This is a genomic window from Companilactobacillus ginsenosidimutans, assembly GCF_001050475.1.
Lineage (GTDB): Bacteria > Bacillota > Bacilli > Lactobacillales > Lactobacillaceae > Companilactobacillus > Companilactobacillus ginsenosidimutans.
In genome coordinates, this window is the sequence record NZ_CP012034.1 from 1,439,994 (window position 1) to 1,461,643 (window position 21,650).

Annotated in this window: 19 protein-coding genes and 1 pseudogene; 3 read left to right on the top strand and 17 right to left on the bottom strand. The window is 34.1% G+C overall.

Annotated elements, in window-relative coordinates; genetic code table 11:
* Positions 1 to 211: 211 nt before the first annotated feature.
* Together ABM34_RS07430 and ABM34_RS07435 are read left to right on the top strand one after the other, a co-directional pair.
* Positions 212 to 1,393, top strand: a complete 1,182-nt coding sequence (locus tag ABM34_RS07430; protein ID WP_048704671.1) for an exonuclease SbcCD subunit D — start codon at positions 212 to 214, stop codon at positions 1,391 to 1,393.
* Positions 1,394 to 1,395: 2 nt separating this feature from the next.
* The gene (locus tag ABM34_RS07435; protein ID WP_048704672.1) at positions 1,396 to 4,560 is read left to right on the top strand and encodes an AAA family ATPase; all 3,165 of its coding nucleotides are present in this window, start codon (positions 1,396 to 1,398) and stop codon (positions 4,558 to 4,560) included.
* 45 nt (positions 4,561 to 4,605) lie between these two features.
* Here the strand turns inward: ABM34_RS07435 and ABM34_RS07440 are convergent.
* The 17 genes and pseudogenes from ABM34_RS07440 to ABM34_RS07520 all read right to left on the bottom strand — a co-directional run.
* Positions 4,606 to 5,088 (bottom strand): annotated as a pseudogene (locus ABM34_RS07440) (hypothetical protein); the annotation flags it as partial.
* Positions 5,089 to 5,158: 70 nt separating this feature from the next.
* On the bottom strand, positions 5,159 to 5,482 hold the full coding sequence (locus tag ABM34_RS07445; protein WP_048704675.1) for an STAS-like domain-containing protein: 324 nt from the start codon (positions 5,480 to 5,482) through the stop codon (positions 5,159 to 5,161).
* 29 nt (positions 5,483 to 5,511) lie between these two features.
* The gene (locus tag ABM34_RS07450; RefSeq protein ID WP_048704677.1) at positions 5,512 to 6,354 is read right to left on the bottom strand and encodes a hypothetical protein; all 843 of its coding nucleotides are present in this window, start codon (positions 6,352 to 6,354) and stop codon (positions 5,512 to 5,514) included.
* A gap of 73 nt (positions 6,355 to 6,427) precedes the next feature.
* On the bottom strand, positions 6,428 to 6,958 hold the full coding sequence (locus ABM34_RS07455; protein ID WP_048704679.1) for a hypothetical protein: 531 nt from the start codon (positions 6,956 to 6,958) through the stop codon (positions 6,428 to 6,430).
* Between the two features lie 541 nt (positions 6,959 to 7,499).
* On the bottom strand, positions 7,500 to 8,480 hold the full coding sequence (locus ABM34_RS07460; RefSeq protein WP_048704681.1) for an LCP family glycopolymer transferase: 981 nt from the start codon (positions 8,478 to 8,480) through the stop codon (positions 7,500 to 7,502).
* Complete coding sequence (locus tag ABM34_RS07465; RefSeq protein ID WP_048704683.1) at positions 8,477 to 9,913, bottom strand: flippase; 1,437 nt, start codon at positions 9,911 to 9,913, stop codon at positions 8,477 to 8,479. Before ABM34_RS07465 ends, ABM34_RS07460 begins: the two co-directional genes overlap by 4 nt.
* Positions 9,913 to 11,034: a UDP-galactopyranose mutase gene (gene glf, locus ABM34_RS07470; protein WP_048704685.1), complete on the bottom strand. Its 1,122-nt coding sequence runs from the start codon at positions 11,032 to 11,034 to the stop codon at positions 9,913 to 9,915. The genes ABM34_RS07465 and glf overlap by 1 nt, the downstream gene beginning before the upstream one ends.
* 12 nt (positions 11,035 to 11,046) lie before the next feature.
* Positions 11,047 to 11,940, bottom strand: a complete 894-nt coding sequence (locus ABM34_RS07475) for a glycosyltransferase family 2 protein (RefSeq protein ID WP_048704686.1) — start codon at positions 11,938 to 11,940, stop codon at positions 11,047 to 11,049.
* A 23-nt stretch (positions 11,941 to 11,963) separates the two neighbouring features.
* The gene (locus ABM34_RS07480; RefSeq protein WP_048704688.1) at positions 11,964 to 12,977 is read right to left on the bottom strand and encodes a stealth family protein; all 1,014 of its coding nucleotides are present in this window, start codon (positions 12,975 to 12,977) and stop codon (positions 11,964 to 11,966) included.
* 15 nt (positions 12,978 to 12,992) lie between these two features.
* Positions 12,993 to 14,099, bottom strand: coding sequence for an EpsG family protein (locus ABM34_RS07485; protein ID WP_048704689.1), 1,107 nt, complete (start codon positions 14,097 to 14,099; stop codon positions 12,993 to 12,995).
* Between the two features lie 33 nt (positions 14,100 to 14,132).
* On the bottom strand, positions 14,133 to 15,119 hold the full coding sequence (locus ABM34_RS07490; protein ID WP_048704691.1) for a glycosyltransferase family 2 protein: 987 nt from the start codon (positions 15,117 to 15,119) through the stop codon (positions 14,133 to 14,135).
* Positions 15,120 to 15,223: 104 nt separating this feature from the next.
* The gene (locus ABM34_RS07495; RefSeq protein ID WP_048704693.1) at positions 15,224 to 16,213 is read right to left on the bottom strand and encodes a glycosyltransferase family 2 protein; all 990 of its coding nucleotides are present in this window, start codon (positions 16,211 to 16,213) and stop codon (positions 15,224 to 15,226) included.
* 15 nt (positions 16,214 to 16,228) lie between these two features.
* Complete coding sequence (locus ABM34_RS07500; protein ID WP_417924659.1) at positions 16,229 to 16,996, bottom strand: DUF4422 domain-containing protein; 768 nt, start codon at positions 16,994 to 16,996, stop codon at positions 16,229 to 16,231.
* Positions 16,993 to 17,652 carry a sugar transferase gene (locus ABM34_RS07505; protein WP_048704695.1) on the bottom strand — a complete coding sequence of 220 codons (660 nt, stop codon included), beginning with the start codon at positions 17,650 to 17,652 and terminating at the stop codon, positions 16,993 to 16,995. The genes ABM34_RS07500 and ABM34_RS07505 overlap by 4 nt, the downstream gene beginning before the upstream one ends.
* A 28-nt stretch (positions 17,653 to 17,680) precedes the next feature.
* On the bottom strand, positions 17,681 to 18,457 hold the full coding sequence (locus tag ABM34_RS07510) for a tyrosine-protein phosphatase (RefSeq protein ID WP_048704697.1): 777 nt from the start codon (positions 18,455 to 18,457) through the stop codon (positions 17,681 to 17,683).
* The gene (locus ABM34_RS07515) at positions 18,454 to 19,185 is read right to left on the bottom strand and encodes a CpsD/CapB family tyrosine-protein kinase (protein WP_048704698.1); all 732 of its coding nucleotides are present in this window, start codon (positions 19,183 to 19,185) and stop codon (positions 18,454 to 18,456) included. The genes ABM34_RS07510 and ABM34_RS07515 overlap by 4 nt, the downstream gene beginning before the upstream one ends.
* A gap of 1 nt (position 19,186) precedes the next feature.
* Positions 19,187 to 19,960 (bottom strand): YveK family protein, encoded by a 774-nt coding sequence (locus ABM34_RS07520; protein ID WP_157023250.1) that lies wholly within the window; start codon positions 19,958 to 19,960, stop codon positions 19,187 to 19,189.
* Positions 19,961 to 20,678: 718 nt separating this feature from the next.
* On the opposite strand from ABM34_RS07520, the gene ABM34_RS07525 reads away from it, so the two are divergent.
* The gene (locus tag ABM34_RS07525; RefSeq protein WP_048704700.1) at positions 20,679 to 21,629 is read left to right on the top strand and encodes a zinc-binding dehydrogenase; all 951 of its coding nucleotides are present in this window, start codon (positions 20,679 to 20,681) and stop codon (positions 21,627 to 21,629) included.
* The last annotated feature ends 21 nt before the right edge of the window (positions 21,630 to 21,650 follow it).

Here is a 21,650-nt window from a genome sequence, read left to right on the forward strand (position 1 = left end):
CTTCCAACGAAGCGCAAACAAATAAATAATAATAAATTGTATAATTAGCTATATCCGATGTGGATATAGCTTTTTTTGATGCCATATAAATTTACAATCTAGTGACTGATAAACGTAACGAAATATATCAACCAATTTATAAAGTGGTATCGTTATTAGCTCACACCAAACTATGTAATAATTACAACACTAACCAATTAAGGAGTCTCATATGAAACTTTTACACACAGCCGATTGGCACATTGGGCGTACTTTGAATGGGTACTCCTTACTTAACGAACAAAAACATGCGTTCAAACAAATACTTCAATTAGCAAAAGATGAAAAAGTGGACGGAATTGTGATTGCCGGCGATATCTACGATCGTTCAATTCCAGGCACAGACGCCGTCACTACGCTTGATTCGATGCTTCGTGAAATTAATCTAACAAATAAAATTCCCATTTATGCAATTTCTGGAAATCACGATGGAGCTAAACGTCTAAATTATGGCCGTGAATGGATGGAATTTACAAATTTCCATCTAAACACCTTGCTTGATGAAGCTTTTACACCACTAGAAACAGAAGATACTCAAATATTTATGTTGCCGTTTTTTGACCCCATGGATGCGCGAGTTTACTACAAAGAACAAGGTATGGATGAAGATGATGTTAAAAATATCCACACGATAAATGATGCCATGGAACTAGTATTGGCGGACATGTACAAGTTATTTGCGCCAAATAAAAAACACCTGCTAATCACCCATTTTTCGGTGACTCCAAGTGCTGATCAAGAAATCGAATTGACTAGTGAAACTTCCTCAAAAGTTGGTGGATTGGCTACATTAACCGCATCTCAATTCGACAAATTTGATTACGTAATGCTTGGCCACATTCATACAAGATTCGCCTCACCAAGTGAAAATATTCGTTATTCAGGTAGTCCTATCAAGTTTAACGTCAAGGAAGCTCGTTTAAAAAATAAAGGTAAAGGCGTTGATATTGTTAATATCACTCCGGACAAAATCACTACTGAATTCCACGAAATAAGACCCCAGACTGATTTAATCGTGCTAGAAGAAACGTGGGAAACACTGCTAGATCCCACCTTTTATAAAACACAGCCTACAAAATCAGATTGGTTTGCAATAACTGTTAAGAATTTTGACAGAAGTAAACACATTAATGTCCGTGCACAACTCCAAGAAATTTATGGAACAGTTGTCGAATTGGATTACGAAAATCTTCGTAAGGATACGACTGCCAAGATAGCAGATAAAAACATAAGCGAACTAAGTCCAGATAGTATCGTAGAACAATTTTTCCAGTCGGTTACTGGAAATGACTTATCAAAAGAACAAAAACGCCTAGTTGACAGCATTTTCGTCGACTTAAGAAAAGAGGACTAATTTTGAAACCAGTCTATTTGGAAATGAAATATTTTGGTCCCCACGAGGACTCTATAATCGATTTTCGTGCACTTGAAGAAGCACCAATTTTCTTAATTGGAGGCGACACTGGTGCCGGTAAATCAACTATTTTCGATGCAATGACCTATGCTCTATTTGGCAGTACAACTGGCGACCGTGATGCAAAAGAGTTACGCAGTCAGTTCGCCCCTGATGATGAAGCAACCGAAGTTGTATTCTACTTCGAACAAGGCAATCAGCTCTATGAAATGACTAGAACTCCTGAACAATACCTTACCAAGAAGCGTGGTTCAGGACTAGGTAAAAAAGTTGCTACGGTAAAGCTTGCAATTGTTAAAGAAGTTGGCGGAGTTGAAGTCCAAAGTGTTGCTTCAAAACCGGTTGATGTTGGAAATGAAATTGCATCCATATTGAATTTAACTGCTGATCAATTTAAGAAGATCATCCTATTACCTCAAAATGATTTTTCAGAATTTTTGAAATCTAAAACGAATGATAAAGAAGTCATTTTGAAGAAAATCTTTGGCACACAAATGTTCACTGACTTCACGACTGAGTTAAAGGGCAAATACGACGAAGCTAGAAAACAAAGTGAAGGATTTGAGACACGACTTCAATTTGAGCTAGAGTCAAACATTTGGACTGATGAAGAAAAAGAACAGTTGTCTGCAGAAGCAAATAGTCAAAAAGTAGAATTATTAAATAAATATGTACAAACACGTTCGAACTCATTATCAGATTTAAAGAAGTCAAAAGTATCTATCGATAAGTCTGTTGAAAAAGCTGATATGGACTATCAAGTGGCAAAAGACTTACAAAAGAAATTTGCTGATTTAGAAAAATACAAGTTAGAATTCAAAACTAAAATTACTGACAAGGCTGAACAACATAAGTCTGAACAAGTACATCTTTCTGAGCTTCAATGGGCTAACCCACTGAAAGATATAGTTAGAGATTTGGCCACAAAAACATCTGACCATCAGCAAAGCTTGAAGACACAGGTAGAACAGTCCAATGCTGAAAATCTTTCTGAAGAAGCATATCAAAAAGCCAAGGTTCTGTCGGACACATTATCTGGACAATCAGATGATATTGAAAAGAAGAAAAGCCAAATTACTCAACTGACTGCATTGATTCCTAGGGTTGAGTCGATTGAACAGCTTCGTCAAAAGTTAGAAGTTGCAAAACCAAAACTTGCTGTACTGCAGAAACAGTTGGATGAACAGTCTGAAGCTGCCAAACTAATTTCAGACAAAATCACTTTGAAAAACAAGCAATTAGTCCCAACCGCAGATTTACAAAAAACACGTAACTCTTTGACCAAGGAAAAAGAAACATTCGTTGAGACGTTGACGCCACTTCTAAATCTTGTTACCAACTTAGATAGTGATATCCGTCAAGAAAACGTTAATCTTGGGCAACTGAAATCTGAACAAGTTGCCAAACAATCTGCGTTGGATGTGGCAAAGAAAAATTACGATAAGCAAATTAGTCGGCGTCAAGGTTTAATGATTGCCCAACTACAAAAAGAGTTAGTGGACGGAGAACCTTGTGTAGTTTGCGGTTCAACTGACCATTCAAACATGGTCCATACTGTTGATGCGAATGAAACTGAATTAAAAGCCGCAATGGAACAAGTTGACCAATCTCAAAATACATTTGCAGCCGCTGAAAAAAGTTTGTCCACTGTAAAAGGCAATGTCGTTAAATCAGAAGCAGAATTAAAATCCAAAACAGTTTCACTTGACAAAGCAAAATCAGATTTATCGGTAACTTATAAACAGTTAACTGAAAAATCCGACTTGAATTTCTCAGATAAATTTTCACTTGAACAAGTTAAACATTCTTTCGATACAAAGATTTCTGACGTTGATAGAGAATTAACCACCGCAAATAATTTGTCGAATGAAATTAAAACTCTTGAGACTCAATTTAAATCTGCAAATGATGCTGTCAATCAAGCTAAACTTGATGTTACTGCTAAAAAAACTGAAATAACTAACACGGAAAATGACTTGAAGAAACAATCTGCAGAAATAGATATGGACAAATCTAGTTCAGAATTATCAGAAGAAAAGTCAAGATTAACTACTGAAACAGCTGAATACCAGAAGAAGTTGGAATCTGCACAGTCCGCTTTGCAACAAAGTAAGCTGGACTTATCTACTGTCCAAACTCAATTGAAGGATACTGAAGTTCAAGTTAAAAAGCAGACTTCAGATATAAAGTCTCTTCAGAAACAGTTGAATGATTCCCTCTCCGCGGACGATGCCAAGACTCATGATGCTGAGGTTCTGAATGGTTGGATATCCGAGATTAATGAGGATAAACTATCTAGACTTCACGTTTCAATTTCTCAATACTCACAAGAATATGAGCGGTTGAACTCAGAAATAAAGAAATTGACTGCTGAGTTATCTGATAAACAAGTACCCAACATTGATGAGCTTGCTAAAATCCAGAAAGATTGGAATCAAAAGAAGGAAGTCATCATCCAACAAGTTTCATTCGCAACAAAGACTTTGGAAGACTCCCGGAACAGTTTGAAGAATGTTCAAAAAATTATGGATGATCAAGGTGACTTTGCTAAAAAACTTGGTGAAATCACTAGCTTATACAATATCGTCACTGGTAAAGACGGAAATGACCGTAAGTTGAAACTAGAAACTTATGTCGTTCAAAATTACCTTCAACGTGTTTTGAATTATGCCAATGATCACTTTATCAATTTGCTTTCAAATAATCGATATTCATTTGAACTTGCGGATGAAGGCTCAGATAAACGCACTGACCACGGTCTGGACATCAACGTTTTTGATAACGAGACTGGCGACTCAAGGTCGTCCAACACACTATCAGGTGGTGAAACGTTCATTGCCGCCTTATCAATAGCATTATCACTTAGTGAAGTCGTTCAATCATCTTCAAATGGTGTTCAAATAGATGCCTTATTTGTCGATGAAGGATTCGGTTCACTCGATCATGAAACACTCGAAAAAGCTATGACTGCACTCGAGACCATCGGTGAAAACCGCATGGTTGGTGTCATCAGCCACATTGAGTCAATGAAGAATTCCATCGGACAACAAGTTTATATCAAGAAACTTGGCGATGGACGTAGCACCGTTGAAATGATTAATAAATAAAAATAGGAATCCAATTAAGGGACTTATAGCCCTGAGATTGGATTCCTATTTTTGTAATGTAAATATTTTTGGAAATTGAATGTCACTGCCACTGAATTTTTCAAAATCACGATCATGCGTTATGACCGACAATTCGTTTTGTATGGCATCAGAAATAATTAATTGATCATTAAAGTCTAAGGAGAACGGATTATCAATTGCTGATAAAATGTATTCATTTTTCAGCACTGGTGACAATTCACATAACTCAAGTATTTCGTTTTGAACTGAGGATAAAACATATTTTCTTGTTTTTACAAACTCATCTGTTGATCGAAAATCTCTCTTATAATTATAATTCTTAATATTTCTAGATTTTGAAAAAGCTATGCCCGCAATACGATAACTTCGATTGATATATTCCGAAATTATATATGGGGTTACAAGATACTTAACTCTTCTATCTGAAACAGAATTATATATCAGATCTGAATATCCATAATCATTTTTTTGTTGAATGGAATCAATCAAATACAACAATATATTAGTGTCGAGAAGATATCTCCCTGGAAATAATTTCTGCCCTCAAGAAATATGTATAAAATTTGATTTAGTTAGATTATCCTTCATTTAGTTTCTCATCGTCAATTTTCACTTTTACATTATCGATTACTCGTTGCAATTTCTCTTGTTGGTACAATGATAATGTACTCAAATCAACATTTATACGTTCTTTTAATTCCTCTTGGGTATTCATCTGATACAGTCGGCCAATTGACAAATTCAAAAAGGCAGTTGTGATTGTTGATAAACCAGTAAAATCAATTGTTATTTTCTCTCCGTGGTTTAATGCTTCATTAATTACAGTAAAAACCATTTTACCCTGCTCGGTGTTAACAGCCAAAGAATTATTAATAACTTTTTGAATAACAATTTTTTTCATACCAATAGATCCTCCTGTGTTAAGTATCGTTAAAATGCAAATTGATAACTTGGTTCTTTTAATTTGAAATGCTTACTGGAATTTCCATATTCATTTAATTCAATGTTCATATAAAGAAGTGTTCCAGGGAAACTGGCACTCAATGTTTTCTTAATTATACTTCCGTCGGTATCTTGAAACCAGTAACCTTTATTGGAAATAATAATCATCTTGCCAAGTGATTTCATTGCACTTTGTATCTCACTCAAGCCCATTCCACTTTCTGGAATCATTTTAGTAGAATTTCCTTGTCTAATCGCCCATTCGATATAATCTACATCAAAAATCATCTGATCTGTATTCTTACTTGATTGTTGAACCCTTTTAGGTATTGAAATGCCAACATCAGCAATCGTCATAGAAATATTACCAACAGGATTTTCATCCCCGCATAAATACAATATGTTTGAATTTGAATGTGTACTTGTATTATCAGCAAACTCAAATACAGAATCTTTAAATGATTGAATTAGTCGTTCATAAGTATTTTTGGATATTTGCCCACGACCAAATTTTACAATAAAGTTCTCATCAAGATATCTATCCAATTGGTTAATGTCTGACGATTTGATTCTCTCAAACTTAATTTGAGAACTATCAGGAGATAAAAAATCCATGTCAGAAATTTGAATATTCTTTCCTCGTTGGTCTAATTTATCAATTAATATATTCAAAAACACAAGCATATTTGAATCAATAATCTTAATATTGGATGCGTTTATTAATACATTCTTCTGATGCCCATCATTAATTGCATCTTCCACTTGGTTCAATATCATATCGACATTCTCAAATCCAATATCAATATTCTGTGGAAGTATTATTTCATTCATACTTCAGATACTCCAATTAATTTTTGACATAATCACAATCTTATCAGACTAATATATATAAAATGTGTATTTCCTATTCAATTTGATAAAGACACCATACCATTGAAGGAGTCAGACGCTTTACTATCGACTCGTTCGCTTTCAAGGTAACGTTCTTTTCATTAGTCAAAACATACTCTGCGTCGTTCACTAAGTATCGTTGATACGCATCATATTTGCTTGGTGAAGTCTTAACTTCCACCTCATCACCAACCACTTGTTGTAAAAGTTGTGCAGTGGCTGCATGTGTATATCCGACTCCGTTGCTAACATCATTTCGCTTCACAACAATTAATGGGTCTAAATTAGTCATGAAACAATTTTCGAGTTTCATCTGATCTAATTTTTCATAATGGATATCGCCCCAGCTCTCTTGAAGTTTAGGTGATTTGAAAGCAGCAGGTATCAACAAATAATCGCGCGAATAAGCATTCAAGTTCGTTAAGATATTTTCGAAACTTGGGTGACCAACTATCTTGGCTCTGCCTAAACATTCTTCGCGATTATACTGAATTGCTGCGGCATAACTGTCGGTTGCGCTTGGTCCTAATGTATGAATTCTCATAATATCTGCCTCTCAAAAATAAAATTAGGGAAAATAAAAAGCCAACTAGATTAGAAATCTAGTTGGCTATAATTGACAGGCTTCAATTATGAACTTTGCACCAGCTAGATCTCGCGTGTCTAGCTGGCCAAGACAAAACTGACTTCGCTAACCTTAGACACGAACGTGTTGGACGTCCGCATCTAAGATCAACACGGACGCTACCTAAAGTTTGCAAAGCCGAAAAAGGCTGTAGTTTTAGCTGGCGAATAATTAGTCATAATTGTCTTCCCTTCATAAGTTGTTGTGAACATTAAAGCATTCTTATTTTGTTAAGTCAAATTTAATTCAAAGCAAAGAGACATCCAATCCTTAGATGTCTCTTGTTCTGATGTATTCAAAATAATGAATACAGTTAATTATCATAAAAAACTAAAGGAGAATGAGTAAAAATTTAAAAAAGAAAAAATAATACATATTCTTATGCATGATAAGATTTTTCCATCTTCTTATCATACTTGAATTATATATCCTCATCACCGGAATTCAACAAATACGCACTTTAGTGATTATCTGCTGCAGGATTGTACTGAATGTTACCAGTAAGAGAGTGATCAAGTTCAAGATTCTTACGAATAAAATCCGTTACTCTTTGCAATTCACCTTTTTTTACAAGTTCCATACTTTGATTATCCACTTGCGCACCAATTCCTTGCAGATGAGTTTCCTCAGTATGACTGCGCACAGAACGATAATCTTTAGCCAATGCAGTTATTTCATCAAATGTTAAATCCGTTTGTGTTTGATCTGACAACGATTTGATGAATTGTTGATTCAACAAACTTTGAATAGAACTACTTTTTTTAATTAAAGCAGTAAAAACTTGTCTTTGACGTTTTTGACGACCGTAATCACCATCAGGATCATCGTAACGCATCCTAGAATATGCCAAAGCTTTCTTACCGTCCATATGTTCAACCTTATTTTCAGTAAAGCTATGTCCTTCGTAATCAAAAGATAAAGTTGGCTTAACATCAACTCCACCGGCTTGATTAATTACTTTTTCCATACCACCCATGTTAATCAAAACATAAAAATCGATCGGAACATTCAGCATTTGCTCCACAGTTGTAATGGCTGCTTTAGTCTGACCAACAGAATATGCTGAATTAATTTTCGCAGGAGATTCTTCAGGATAACCAGGAATATTTACAGCCGTATCTCGTGGAATACTAGTGACAGTCGTTTTATTAGTATTAGGATTCAAAGTTAAAACCATCATACTGTCAGTTCTACCTTGATAATCACGGCCCAATGCACCAGTATCGGTACCCATCAGCAAAATAGAAATTGGTTTCTTCTTTTCCAGCTGTGCATTCACATTTCTTTGCTTAGTCACACCGGAAGATTTAAATGACTTGTTCACAGAATTTTTGATACCTCGATATGTGGTCATACCATAGGCCGTACCACCAGCAAACATCATCAAAAATAAGATGATAAAGGAGTTTCTAAGTAAATGCTTCTTCTTTTTTTTCTTCATACTTTACGTTTTTTCCTCATTGTAATTAAAAGTGTTTTTGCTTTGAAAATTATTTGAGCTCTTAATAAGATTAATAAGCAAATATAAAACATGGTTCCGATAAATATCTCGATTATTAGTGATGACCAATTTTGTTTTAGCCATTGATTCAAAATAAAAACGAATACATACATTGCGATTCCGGCAGCAAAATACTTGTAGCAATCCTCGAAAAGCTTCTTAAAATCGACCTGCTTTCGAATGGAAAATAATTGATATGCAGTTACCGCTATCTCGGATAAAACAGTGGCAATTGCAGCTCCCAATGCACCCATTAATAGGATTAAAGGTATATTAGCCAACAAGTTTATTCCCGCTCCAATAACCACCGACCATGTATATGATTTCGTTTGTTTTGTTGGCAGCAAATATTGCGCACCAATTGCATTACTCCAAGCAATCAGCACAATAACAATCGATTCAACAATCATAATTGGAATTACATTAATGAATTTTGAAGACAAAAACAATGGTATTAATTTCGACGTAATTGCTGCTAATCCAAACGCCATTGGGACAGAAATTGCCGTGACAAAGGAAAAACTATCATATAAATATCGTTTAGTTCGTTCATGATCACCTTTTGCAAATGTATTGGCCACGTGTGGAAGCATGACTGTCCCGGTAGCTGTGACAACCGCTAACACAATCTTGATAATTTTATCTGATTGTTCAAAATATCCAGCTGATTGAACTGATACTAGTGACCCCAACATAGTTTTGTTTAACACTAAATAAACTTGGGTAGCAATTTGAGGAATGAACAAAATCAACGAAGGACAAACATGTCTAAATGGATTCAATTGTTTAATTTTCGGTAACGTGATGATATTTCTTAAACTTGGAAACAGGAGTACATTTCCAATAAGTGTAGATAATGAAATTATCAAAACATAAACAATAAGGTCATCTGATGTTTTCACAAATAGGAAGATACAAATAACCGAAACTAATTTAACCACGATATTTCGCAATACAGTTACAGAAAATTTTTCTAATCCCATAAAGAACCATGAGATATCAAAGGCAACTGCCCAGATAGTTATAGATTGTATAAGATAATATGACCTATACTGATTCACAAATGCTAAAAAAATCATGAATAATCCCAGAGAAATTAGCATAGTAAAAATTTTAACAATCAATATTTCAAAGAATGTCTTGGATAATTCTTCCTTATTCTCTCGAATAAAGGCAATTTGCCGATTCGCATACAGCCCAATTCCAAGGCTACCCAGTAATATAAAATATTGAATTATTGAACCTGTATACGCATTAACTCCAACCCCTTTTGGTCCGAGAACTCTTGCCACATATGGCGTTGTAACTAAAGGGATAATCAAAATGAATATTTGATAAAAAGCGTTATAGAAAAAGTTTTTTATTAACTTCATTACGCCAATTCTTCAAACTCACGTTTAACTACTTGAAGAGCAGCCATAATAGTTTGATCCATATTGTAATATCTGTACTGGCCTAATCTACCGCCAAAAATAACATTTGCATTTTCATCTCTCGCTAGTTTTACGTATGAAGAATACATTTTTTTATTTCGGTCATTGTTAATTGGATAGTATGGGTCATCCCCACGTCTCCATTTTTTAGGATATTCACGCGTAATAACCGTTTTGCCTTTATTTCCATTACCCATTTCAAAATGCTTATGCTCAATAATCCGAGTATACGGTGCTTCTGCATCAGTATAATTAACAACTGCATTTCCTTGATAATTATCTGTATCAAGTACTTCGTTCTCGAATCGCAAACTACGATATTCTAATTCACCCAAACGATAATCAAAGAATTGATCAATCATTCCGGTAAAGACAATTTTGTAATCCGAATCTATATATTCCTGTTTCCTGTCGAAGAAATCACAATTAAGTTGGACATCAATATTCTCGTGATCCAACATTCTTTCGATAATCTGTGTATAACCACCAACGGGAATCCCTTGGAACGGATCATTGAAATAATTGTTATCATATGTGAATCTAACTGGTAATCTTCGAATAATAAAGGCCGGCAATTCAGTTGCAGACTGTCCCCATTGTTTTTCGGTGTATCCTTTAACTAATTTTTCGTATACATCAGGCCCAATTAAGGAAATAGCTTGTTCTTCAAGATTGCGAGGATTCTTTTCTAGAACATACCCCTTCTTTTGAGATTCAATTTTTTCCTTAGCTTCAGAAGGCGTAATCACACCCCAAAGCTTATTAAAGGTATTCATATTGAATGGCAAGTTATAAATTTCACCGTTAAAATTGGCTACCGGAGAATTAATGTAATTGTTAAATTCAGCAAACTGCTGTACATATTCCCAAATATTTTCCATTTTAGTGTGAAAGATATGAGCCCCATACTGGTGAACTTGTATTCCTTCTATTTCTTTTGTATAAATATTTCCGCCAATATGATTAGACTTTTCAATCACCTTCACTTCATGATTTCTTTTCGCTGCTTCATGAGCAAAAACTGATCCAAACAGTCCAGATCCAACTATTAAATATCTCATATTTGTTCCTCTTTATTGATGTACTTTCTCTATTTTCGGTTTAAAGGCAAAACCACAAAGCATGCCTTTAATAATGGTTTTTGATCTCATCAATTTATTAGTGTTTTTTGAAAAACAAATCTGTCCAACTTCCTTAAAATTCTTCAAAGTGATTTTTCCTAATTGAACTTTTGTTGAGTACATTTTGGTAGTTGTAATGGCGTTTCTGTATTTATAGAAGTATCTCCCCATTCTCTCTATATCGTCATTTAGAATGTTCAAATTATTGGTATTCTTTGCCGTATCGTGGTAAACAGTGCTGTCTAAAACTAGATATGATTCCTTTTGATTTGAAAGTCTCATTGTATATTCCGTGTCGTCACCCCAAATCACCATATCAGCAGCTGGTATTCCTACATTTCTGACCATTTCTCGTTTCACAAGAATAGATACGAAAGTAGCTCTTTCAACTCCAATAACATTAGAAGCAAGTTTATTTGCCCAAATATATCGATCAATTATTGGTGCATTAACTGTCGATCCATCTTTCCACAACACTTTGCTACAAAGGAATCCAAAATTATTATCTAAATTATTAATAGCTGTTTGAAACCCTTCCGTTGCTGTGGCAGTCGGAATCGTATCATCATCCATAATCCAAAAATAATCATCATCGGTTGTCTGATATGCCTTCTTTAATGCTTCGGAAAATCCAGGTGCTCCACCAATATTTTTCGGGGAATTATACACATGAATTTTTGAATCATCTCCAAATTCCTTTTCCAGCATATCTTGGGTCCCATCATCACTATCATTATTGAATACAAATATGTTGTTTACTGGCAATGCTTGGTCAAGGACGTTGATCAAACACTTTTTCAGTAAATCTCTTCGGTTATAGGTAACAATTACGGCACATGTATTCATATTTGTTTTTTTCCATTTCTATTTCAGAATAATTTGGGGATTATATATTTTGATTCAAACGATTCACGCAAAACTTTTTGCAATTCGTCAAAATCTTTCACATTATCATTATCGTTTAGACAAATTGTTTTATGGCGACCTTGAATAATCTCATCTTTGACTGACTCATTCGAAACTGTTCCTAACTCATAAACTTGTCCAAAATTGTTTTTTTGTAATTCGAAATTTCCGGATGCTAATTGCCAATACCTCATCAGCCAATGGCTATAATCAGACTTTGTTCTAAACTTATGTAAACAACTTTGATTTAATTCTTCTGGAATCACATTCCAAATCTTTGTGAATATATCTTTGCAATACGGAACTGGTAAATGATTATTCCACATCCCACTGAAATTTTTCGAAGGAAGCAATGCTAATGTTCGAAAAAGTTTAGAACCTAATCTCAAGTTAAAGATCTTCCGAAAGTTATTAGTATAGAATTCTTTTTTTGAAAAATTCTGGTTAATTACTTCCATATTATTTACCATCGTATTTGCAACACTGCCTGACGTTGAAATAATTGGACTTTCAGCATACAAATCAACAGGTTTACCATCCTTAAAGAAATCAGTTGGTTGCACAAAGTCATTAATAAACATGTCATCATTGAATAAGACAAAACGATCAGATAATTCTTCAATTCTGTGAAGATTTAATTCGATAACATTTGAATTAAATGTTGGAAGATATTCTTTTGGAATGAAATCTTCGTGGTTCAAACAAATAATCTTTTCATTATTCATATTCGATAACCAATGAGGTACCTGCTCATCAGTTATTAAATAAATTTTGTTAACCCAAGATGCATATCTTTCTACACCCTTAAACCAATATTGAAAGATATCAAAATCTCGATATCTGCTGTTAGAGTTCATTGATTGAACTGGTCGAATTTGCTTTAAGTATTTTCCCTTTTTACTTATCCATCTTTCGTCATTCCCATTCACCCAAGTGACGACGAAATCGATACGTTCCAGATTATTTATTTTTTTCAAGAATTATATTCTCCATTAAAATTTTGAATCAAATACTGTCTGATACGGCAATGTCTGATAGCCATTCCTGACAAATAAGAAATAGCAAAAAAATAGAATAGCCGAGATGGCAACAACTAAATACATAGTTAATCTAATATATTTATTAGTGATTCTAGACAATACATTGGGAACCAATACAATATTAATTGGAAAAAACATGTATAGGGTCCTTGTAACTGTTGGGAATATATCAGCAATTGGAAGTAACATTACTAAGAATATGTCAAACCAAAGCAAATATGTAATTTTTTCCCTTGATTTCATATCAATTAGAAAATAATACGAAATCAATACAACTATGCAGATAATAAAAATCAAAAGTACAAGTGATGTATTAACATCCCCCTGATCAAACTGAGATCCAATATAACTCTCGTAAACTCCAGTTTTTTCAATCAAGAAAAGAAGTATGTCTCGACCAAACGGATATATAAAAAGTAGTCCTATTTGAAGTCCAACAATAACTAATAATCGAGGTTTTATAAGAGCAAGAAAATAAAAAATTCCATAAATAATCACGCTCATATGAAACAGGCAAGCCATCAACAAAAAGAGGAAGTACTTGAACATTTTTTTATCTCTTATGAATTTAGTTGCATATAGCATTATTGAAATGGCAATACATTGTCTCATTGCATTAAATGAGTATGAATAGTAAGAAGTTGCAATTACTAAGTAAACGCTAAATCCAACGCATATGGATTGTTCCTTGATCCATAGAAACAAGAAAATCAAAATTAAAAACATATAGATTGCAAAAATTAGTTGATAAGGATGCTCTATAAAACCATGACCAAAGAAGTATCCGATTTCGACAATCTTCTTTGAGAAATAACTAATTCTAAATGGAATTCCTGATAAAACCATTGGGAACTGTTCGTCTGTATAATTTAAATAATCAATTCCGACGTCATATCTAATCGATCCCAAAATTAGCAATATTAAGAAAGCAAATGTTAAGAACAGTTTATTCTGTGTTGCCATTCCGCCAATTGACGGTACATTTCCTCCTAATCCCGAGGTGCCCCAGCGAATAACAAATGGGGAAACTATAATGATTAATATTCCAATGTAAATCAAGCTATTTCCCCTTTATTTTTTTAATCATCATTCTCAAAAGAAAGCCTCTTTAAGAGAGTTCAATTTTAAACAATCTCTATAAAAACTAATTCCAAATCTTAGAGCATATGTCGTTGCTTTTAATCTCTTATCCATATTCAAATCGGAATTTATTAGTTCTCTATTACTAGTAATTCCTTTTTGTAATATTGTTATTTCCCTATTAAATTCCCGAGCATTATTACTTAAAAGTAAACTATTCAATACACTGACATAACACCAGCTCATCCTAAGTATTGCTTCTGAATACAATTCTGGGAATTTTTGAGTGATCCCATCCACCATTGAGTCTGTCGCGAAAATTAAATCAAATTTTCCATTGTTAAATCCAGATGTAGTAATCGAACTATTTCTTAAAATATAGTTATATTTAGATTTCGAACCTACAGCTATTGCCTCGGACTCCATTATTGTTTTGTAAATTGTAGAAGAATCTTCAAATAATTTACCTTCTGGAAAACGTATTCCATCAAAAATGGATTTTTTATACAACTTTGCACAACAAGTAAGATCTAAATGGTCCCTAACCAACATTTTCTTAAGCCAATCTCTAGAACTATATATCTTTGAAATATCATTAATTTCATATGATTGTGTTTTTCCATTTCTTTTCACAACGGAATGCTGACAACTTGAGATATCAGTTTTAAACGTCACAAGTTGATCCATCAAATAACTTAAGTAATCAAAATCAACTGTATCATCTGCATCAATAAATGATATAAAGTCACCCGATGCCACTTCAATACCAATATTTCTAACATGAGCAACACCATTATGCGGAAGCTCATACAATTTAATAAAACTATACTTACTTGATAATTCTTTGACGATGGCATTAGTTGAATCTGTTGATCCGTCATCAATTACTAGTATTTCAATGTTTGAATAATCCTGTTCAATCAAAGATAAAATACATCTTTTGATTGTTTCTTCCACATTAAATGAAGGTATTATTACTGAAATCAATGAATCCATCATAGATAATTTTTCTCCTAAAAATCATTTTCTTACTAGACTAAAATTTTCCAACATAAGATATAGTTTTTCGTTAACTACTTTCTCTAAAACAGTGGGGACAAAAGCTATCTACCAGATTGTTCTTTCAAAACCATCATTTTCAAACAGTTCTTATAAAATTTGGTTCCAAATTTTAATGCAAAACAAGCTAACTTTAATCGTCTATCTGGATTTAAATCACTATTGATGAATTTTTGATGTGCTAAAATCTGTTCTCTTAATTTATTAACTAGTAGATTACATTCCTTATCATTACCACTTAAAAGTATATTGTTTAGCACACTGGTATGAGACCAACTCAGTCGTAACATTGCTTCAGGATACAAATCAGGATATTTCCTTATAATTTCTTCTGTCATTGATTCAGTTGCTGAAATCAAATCTAATTTTCCATAATTAAAACTTGAAGTAGTTATTGAATTATTCCTCAAAATATAGTCATATTTTGATTCGGATCCAACGGCAATTGACTCAGATTTCATTATTGTTTTATAGATTGTCGCAGAATCTTCAAATAATTTTCCTGGAGGAAATTCAATACCATCAAAAATTGATTTTTTATATAATTTTGCCCAACAGGTTTGATCCAAATGATCTCTCACAAGCATTTTTTGAAACCAATCATGAGAATTATAAATTCTCGAAAAACCAGCAAGTTCATTTGAGTGAATATCCCCATTAATTTTGATTACTGAATGCTGACAACTCGAAATATCGGTATTAAATGTAATAAGGAGATTCATTAAATAACTCAAGTAGTCACTTTTAACGACATCGTCAGCATCTACAAATGATATGAATTGACCCTTAGAAGATTTAATTCCAACATTTCGAACTTGAGCAAGTCCAGAATGAGGAATTTCATACATCCGAATGCAATCGTGTTTGTTCAGCATACTTTGTACAATGCTATTTGTCTGATCTGTAGATTCATCGTTTATCACAACTATTTCAAAATTGGAATAATCTTGTTCTAATAAAGACAAAATGCATTTTTCTATTGTTTCTTCTGCATTGTACGCAGGAATTATCACCGAAATTAATGGGTTTTCCATATATTTTTTTCACTCCTAAAAATGGGTTTTCTTGCTCAAACCGAATTTTCTCAACAGAAAATGTACCACTTTGGAAATCTTCTTCTCGCCACCTATTTGAATCCAATCATGTTCACAATAATTGATGTCATTTTTATCAATCCAAACATCCATCAAGATTTCAGCAATATATCCAAAAACTCTGGCTTCTTGTTCCGAATATTCTTCTACATAAATGTTTTCTTCTAGCTTTTCAAGAATTGAGAAAAGCCATTCGCAATACGTTGAGAATTGATTTTGTTTCATTACAAACATGTTGAACATATGAGCACTACGCTTATTCATAGCCTGGTCAAAAGCTGATAAATAATCATTATGATGTTTTTCAATTATTCGTCGAGTTAACAATAATGGTTCTTCGTGATGAGCATGAACGTAGTGAGAATAATTAGTTTCAACGTAATACTTTCTTTCAGTCGGTAATATCACATCATGCTTAGATAACTTTTCATCAATCAAGTCTTGATTCAATAAATCATCTTCATCTTTACCAAAGAATCTTCGGTAGTGAACCAATCCTATAGCATCAGCATCTTGAATGTTCTTCCATGCCCAATAAATGGCTGTTAATTCATTATAATTAGGGTTCTTTTTAGAAATATTAATTCCTGCATCGTCGCGAAGATAACTCATGCCGTTTTGATAATTCTTATATGATCCAACTAATATTGGATGATATAATTTGTCATCATCTGGCATTTTGCTCTCCTTATGTGTTGCAACAAGAATTTTTACATTTTTCAATACGCGCCGCTCCCTTTAAAAATATGGAAAAAGTTCATAAAGATAATCTTGATATCAAACCAGAAGCTTGCTCTATCTATATATGACATCTCAATTTCAGCACGTTCTGGATAACCAACTTGGCTTCGACCTGAGGCTTGCCAAAGACCCATTGCTCCGGGCTTTACTGCCAAAAGCTTTTCCACATTGTATTCGCATAATTCCTCTTCAACTACTGGTCTTGGACCCACCAAGCTCATGTTTCCCCGCAATACGTTCAAAAATTGAGGTATTTCATCAATTGATGTACGTCTCAAGAAACTACCAACTTTGGTGATTCTAGGATCCCTATCAGGTGTAAGTTTGTAGTTATTCGCTACATACTCCTCATATAGTTCTTTATCTTTAAGCAAATGTTCCTCAGCATTACTAATCATTGACCGAAATTTATAAATCTCAAATTTCTTTCCATTTAGCCCAATTCGTACTTGCCTATATAGCAATGGCCCTCTGTGGGATTTACAAATAATGTTTAACATCCAAATAATAATAAAAATTGGACTAACCATAATTAGAGCAAACAGAGAAACGATAATATCCAAAATCCTTTTAGCAATCAAATAACCTGTTGAATGTTTTACTAAGATTGTTTTCCCTTTAGTTTCAAAATATTCCATAATTTTTCCTTGAATGTAATTTAATGTTTTAAAAGAAAAAGAATTTCTTTTTCGTGATTGGTTCAATACATATAGGACTGTCGGATACTACCACTTCGCCATTAAGAATACTTTTAGCGTTGTCCATAAAGTTCTGAGAGATTTGATTATCAAAGTTCGACAACTTTTCAAAAGCATCCGCCATTCTGAATTGACGTCCTGTTAAAACATGTGCATCGGAAGATATAACATGTGCTAAATTCGATTCAATAATTTTTTGTGACGTCTCCTGAACTTTTTCCCCAAATACTCCAAGATAACTACTCGCAGTGATTTGTGAAAGACATCCCTGTGAAATTAATTCATGCAGTTTTCGAGGATTTTTCTGAACCTCTCTATTCCTCTCAGGATGTGCAATTACCGGAACAATTCCACGACTTAATAACTCAAAAATCACATTTGATGTATATGCAGGTATATCTGAGTGAGGAAATTCCAGCAATAAATATTTATTATTAGCATCCATAAAAATGACATCATCTTTTTCAATTGCGCTTATTAATGCACCCGTCAAATGAACTTCTTGACCCGGAAAAACAGTAATCGGAATTCCAGCCTCATCCAAGCAACTTTGAAAATTTCTAACCTTCTCCAAAACCATTATTTTAGGATTTTTGTATTGGCTATCCATGTGATGTGGCGTCAACAAAATATGACTAATTCCATCGTTCACAGACGATTTTGCAAGTTCAATGCTACTTGAAAAATCTGGTGATCCATCATCCACATTCGGTAACATGTGACAGTGAAGGTCAACTAACGTCATTTTTCAATACCGTAGTATCCGCCGTAATAGCCATCCGCATTATCACATTTTGATCTGTTCATAATTCCACCCAAAATTCTTGCTCGAACAGTAAGTAATGATTTTTTTGCATTAATCACTTGTGCTTTATCAGCGATACCTTGAGGAATAACCAAAATCACACCATCAACTTTGGAAGCCAATATTTGTGCATCAGTCACTAAATTTACTGGTGGAGCATCAAAAATAGTCAACGAAAAATTTTCTTTTAAATCAGATAACAATTGTGGAATTCGTTTACTTCCAAGAAGTTCAGACGGATTGGGTGGAATCGGACCACTTGTGATAATAAAAAGGTTTGGAATCATAGTCTTTTGGATAATATCTTCAAAGTCTGCACTTCCAAATAAATAATTTGATAAGCCAGTTTGGTTACTCACATTAAAGGTTTTGTGAATAGTTGGTCGACGTAAATCGGCATCAATCAAGATTACTCTCTCACCTTGTTTGGCCCAACTTACTGCAACGTTATTACTAACAGTCGATTTCCCTTCAGAAGGTGCCGATGATGTGAATAAAATTGAAGTTAACTCTTCATCAACAGACGAAAACTGGATATTAGTTCTAATGGTATTAAATTGTTCAGAAATCATACTTGTAGGGGAATCATGGGTAATTAATCCAACTCCGTGAGTAAGACTATAATCGTTTAATTTTTTTCTTTTATTTTTTCGAAAATTACCAAACATCCTATACCCTCCTAACAGCAGAATCTTTATTACGATTAATCTGCTTGGTTATTTTTTTATTTTTAGAAATTCGTTCAATTTCCTTTTGACTGATTTCAGAAATAATACCAAGATTTATTGATTTCAATTCATCTGTAATGAATGTGGCCGAATCGACTGTCCTATCGGTTAATTCCTTGATAAAAGCAATCGCAACTCCCAACATGGCACCCAATATTAAACCGAGAGTAATATTAATGGCCTTCCGTGGACTAACGGGCTTCGGATTTGATTCTGCTCGAGAAACTATTGAAACATTATTAATACTCATAATCTTTCCGATTTTATGTTTAAAAATATCGGCTGTTAAATTTGCGGTTTCTGAGGCAGTTCTTGGATCAGTTGAAACCGCTTTAATTGAAAATACTTGTGAATTTTTTAATGTACTAATTGAAATTGATTTTTTTAATTTAATCATCGATCCTGGATATCCTGGATAATTTCTAATTTCTCGATTAACATCTTTCAACACAGTCGGACTGTTTATGATGTCCTTGTATGTGCTAATCATTTGCACATCAGCTTGCACCTGTTGAAATTGGGCTCCTTGCATCTGTGCTGAAAGTTTTCTGTTAACTAAAATTTCAGTCGTGGCGCTATACATGGGTGTCATGAAATAAAAGGTTGCGAACGCAGACATTAACCCTACGATGATCGTTGTTCCGAGGATAGCTTTGATATGTTTGCGCAGTATGCTGATAATTTGGAGCATACTAATAGTTTGTTCAGGCTTCACTGAATCCCTCCGTAAATGTATATATTGTTAAAAGCTTTAGAATTGGGTGTTTCATTGCTCATTAAATTTAAGCCCATTTAACACAGACTTCCATTCTGTTTTGATATAAACGTGAATAATCTAACATGATGTATTTATGAATTATATTTTATGTAACCTTAATGATGTATACCGATTTTCTTATGGTTCTGTGAATTCAACGTCCTATTGAAAACATTCAAAAAACCCAACCAACAGGATTGGACTCGAAAATTGTATTAGTTTTTTCACATACAACAATTCGCAAACTAACAAGAAATTTTATAACGTAGCAAACTAACAGTCTTCTTTCTTCCTATATACATATTTTCAAAAAATATTTAGAGATTCTGACAAAAAATAATATTTCTATAAATCCATTCATTAGATAATATTAGTCTCTACTATCTAGTTGGGGATCCATCTAATAACCAAATCTAAGACAAACAAAAAGGCATTCTCCAAAGAGAATGCCCGCTTCTGCTCAAAACAGAAGTATGTACTGCTCACTAATAAAAAAGATTTAAATCATGTCGCATGATAAGACTTTTCCACGTCCTATCACAACTTGATTATAAGGCGCTGACAATTATATTCAACAAATTGAATTTTACCCAAATAACTAGTCTTGATTTGCCTTCGAAAAACAATTTTATTCATAAAAAACGGTACAATAAAAGTATCGAAGGGAGTGTCAATTATGAGAGCAGTTGTTGTTAACAAGGCCGGTGGACCTGAGGCGCTGGAGATTGAGGAGCGCCCAATTCCCAAGGCCAACAAGTATGAATCGGTCATGAAAATCTACGCTTTTCCAGTACACAGATATGAAGTTTTGACTAGGCAAGGTGGTTCGCCATCGGTCAAATTTCCGCGTGTCATCGGTGTCGAGGCTGTCGGCGAAGTGTTCGAAACTACTGAAGATAGCGACTTGGAAGTGGGACAAAAGGTTGTTACATTAATGGGCGGATTTGGACGCGAATTTGATGGCAGCTACGAAGAATATGCATTGGTTCCCAATAATCAATTATATCCGGTCGAATATTATGGTGCCTGGGAAATTTTGGCATCCCTCCCAGAAACTTTTTACACAGCATTCGGCGCTCTTAAAGCGACACACTTGCAGCAAGGAGACCACTTGCTAGTTAGAGGTGGAACGACCGGAGTCGGCATGGCAGCTATTGAGCTCGCAAAGTCGCTCGGACTAAAAGTCACCGGAACAACCCGCCACGAGACAAATTTGGCAATGATTAAAAAGGTCGCTGCTGATGAAGCAATTCTCGATACTAATGGCGTGCTCGAAACCGATCAAGAATACGACGGAATTATTGACATGATTGGCGCACCCGTCCTAGAGAATACCCTCAGCCACTTGAAGCTCCACAAAACATGTACATCCCTGGGAATGGTCACGGGAGAATGGAAGATCAACAATTTTGATCCATTCGAATACTTGAGCAACAAATATCTGACATTCTACGATTCGACCGAAGTTAATCCCGATATGGTCGAAGAAATGTTCAGAATTATCAACGCTAATGATTTACAAATACCAATCGCCAAAGTATTTAAATTATCCGATATTCAGGAAGCCCATAAGTATGTAATGGAATCACCACGTAATGTTGGACAGGTTATCGTTACTAATCAATAGGTATAGTTAAAGGCACAGAAC

Bases quoted from the DNA above. Each gene is read 5' to 3' on its own strand.
- ABM34_RS07475 (WP_048704686.1), bottom strand. From the start codon at position 11,940: ATGAATACATGTGCCGTAATTGTTACCTATAACCGAAGAGATTTACTG.
- ABM34_RS07490 (WP_048704691.1), bottom strand. From the start codon at position 15,119: ATGATGGATTCATTGATTTCAGTAATAATACCTTCATTTAATGTGGAA.
- ABM34_RS07465 (WP_048704683.1), bottom strand. From the start codon at position 9,913: ATGAAGTTAATAAAAAACTTTTTCTATAACGCTTTTTATCAAATATTC.
- glf (WP_048704685.1), bottom strand. From the start codon at position 11,034: ATGAGATATTTAATAGTTGGATCTGGACTGTTTGGATCAGTTTTTGCT.
- ABM34_RS07445 (WP_048704675.1), bottom strand. From the start codon at position 5,482: ATGAAAAAAATTGTTATTCAAAAAGTTATTAATAATTCTTTGGCTGTT.
- ABM34_RS07450 (WP_048704677.1), bottom strand. From the start codon at position 6,354: ATGAATGAAATAATACTTCCACAGAATATTGATATTGGATTTGAGAAT.
- ABM34_RS07455 (WP_048704679.1), bottom strand. From the start codon at position 6,958: ATGAGAATTCATACATTAGGACCAAGCGCAACCGACAGTTATGCCGCA.
- ABM34_RS07460 (WP_048704681.1), bottom strand. From the start codon at position 8,480: ATGAAGAAAAAAAAGAAGAAGCATTTACTTAGAAACTCCTTTATCATC.
- ABM34_RS07515 (WP_048704698.1), bottom strand. From the start codon at position 19,185: ATGTTTGGTAATTTTCGAAAAAATAAAAGAAAAAAATTAAACGATTAT.
- ABM34_RS07495 (WP_048704693.1), bottom strand. From the start codon at position 16,213: ATGGAAAACCCATTAATTTCGGTGATAATTCCTGCGTACAATGCAGAA.
- ABM34_RS07505 (WP_048704695.1), bottom strand. From the start codon at position 17,652: ATGGAATATTTTGAAACTAAAGGGAAAACAATCTTAGTAAAACATTCA.
- ABM34_RS07430 (WP_048704671.1), top strand. From the start codon at position 212: ATGAAACTTTTACACACAGCCGATTGGCACATTGGGCGTACTTTGAAT.
- ABM34_RS07510 (WP_048704697.1), bottom strand. From the start codon at position 18,457: ATGACGTTAGTTGACCTTCACTGTCACATGTTACCGAATGTGGATGAT.
- ABM34_RS07525 (WP_048704700.1), top strand. From the start codon at position 20,679: ATGAGAGCAGTTGTTGTTAACAAGGCCGGTGGACCTGAGGCGCTGGAG.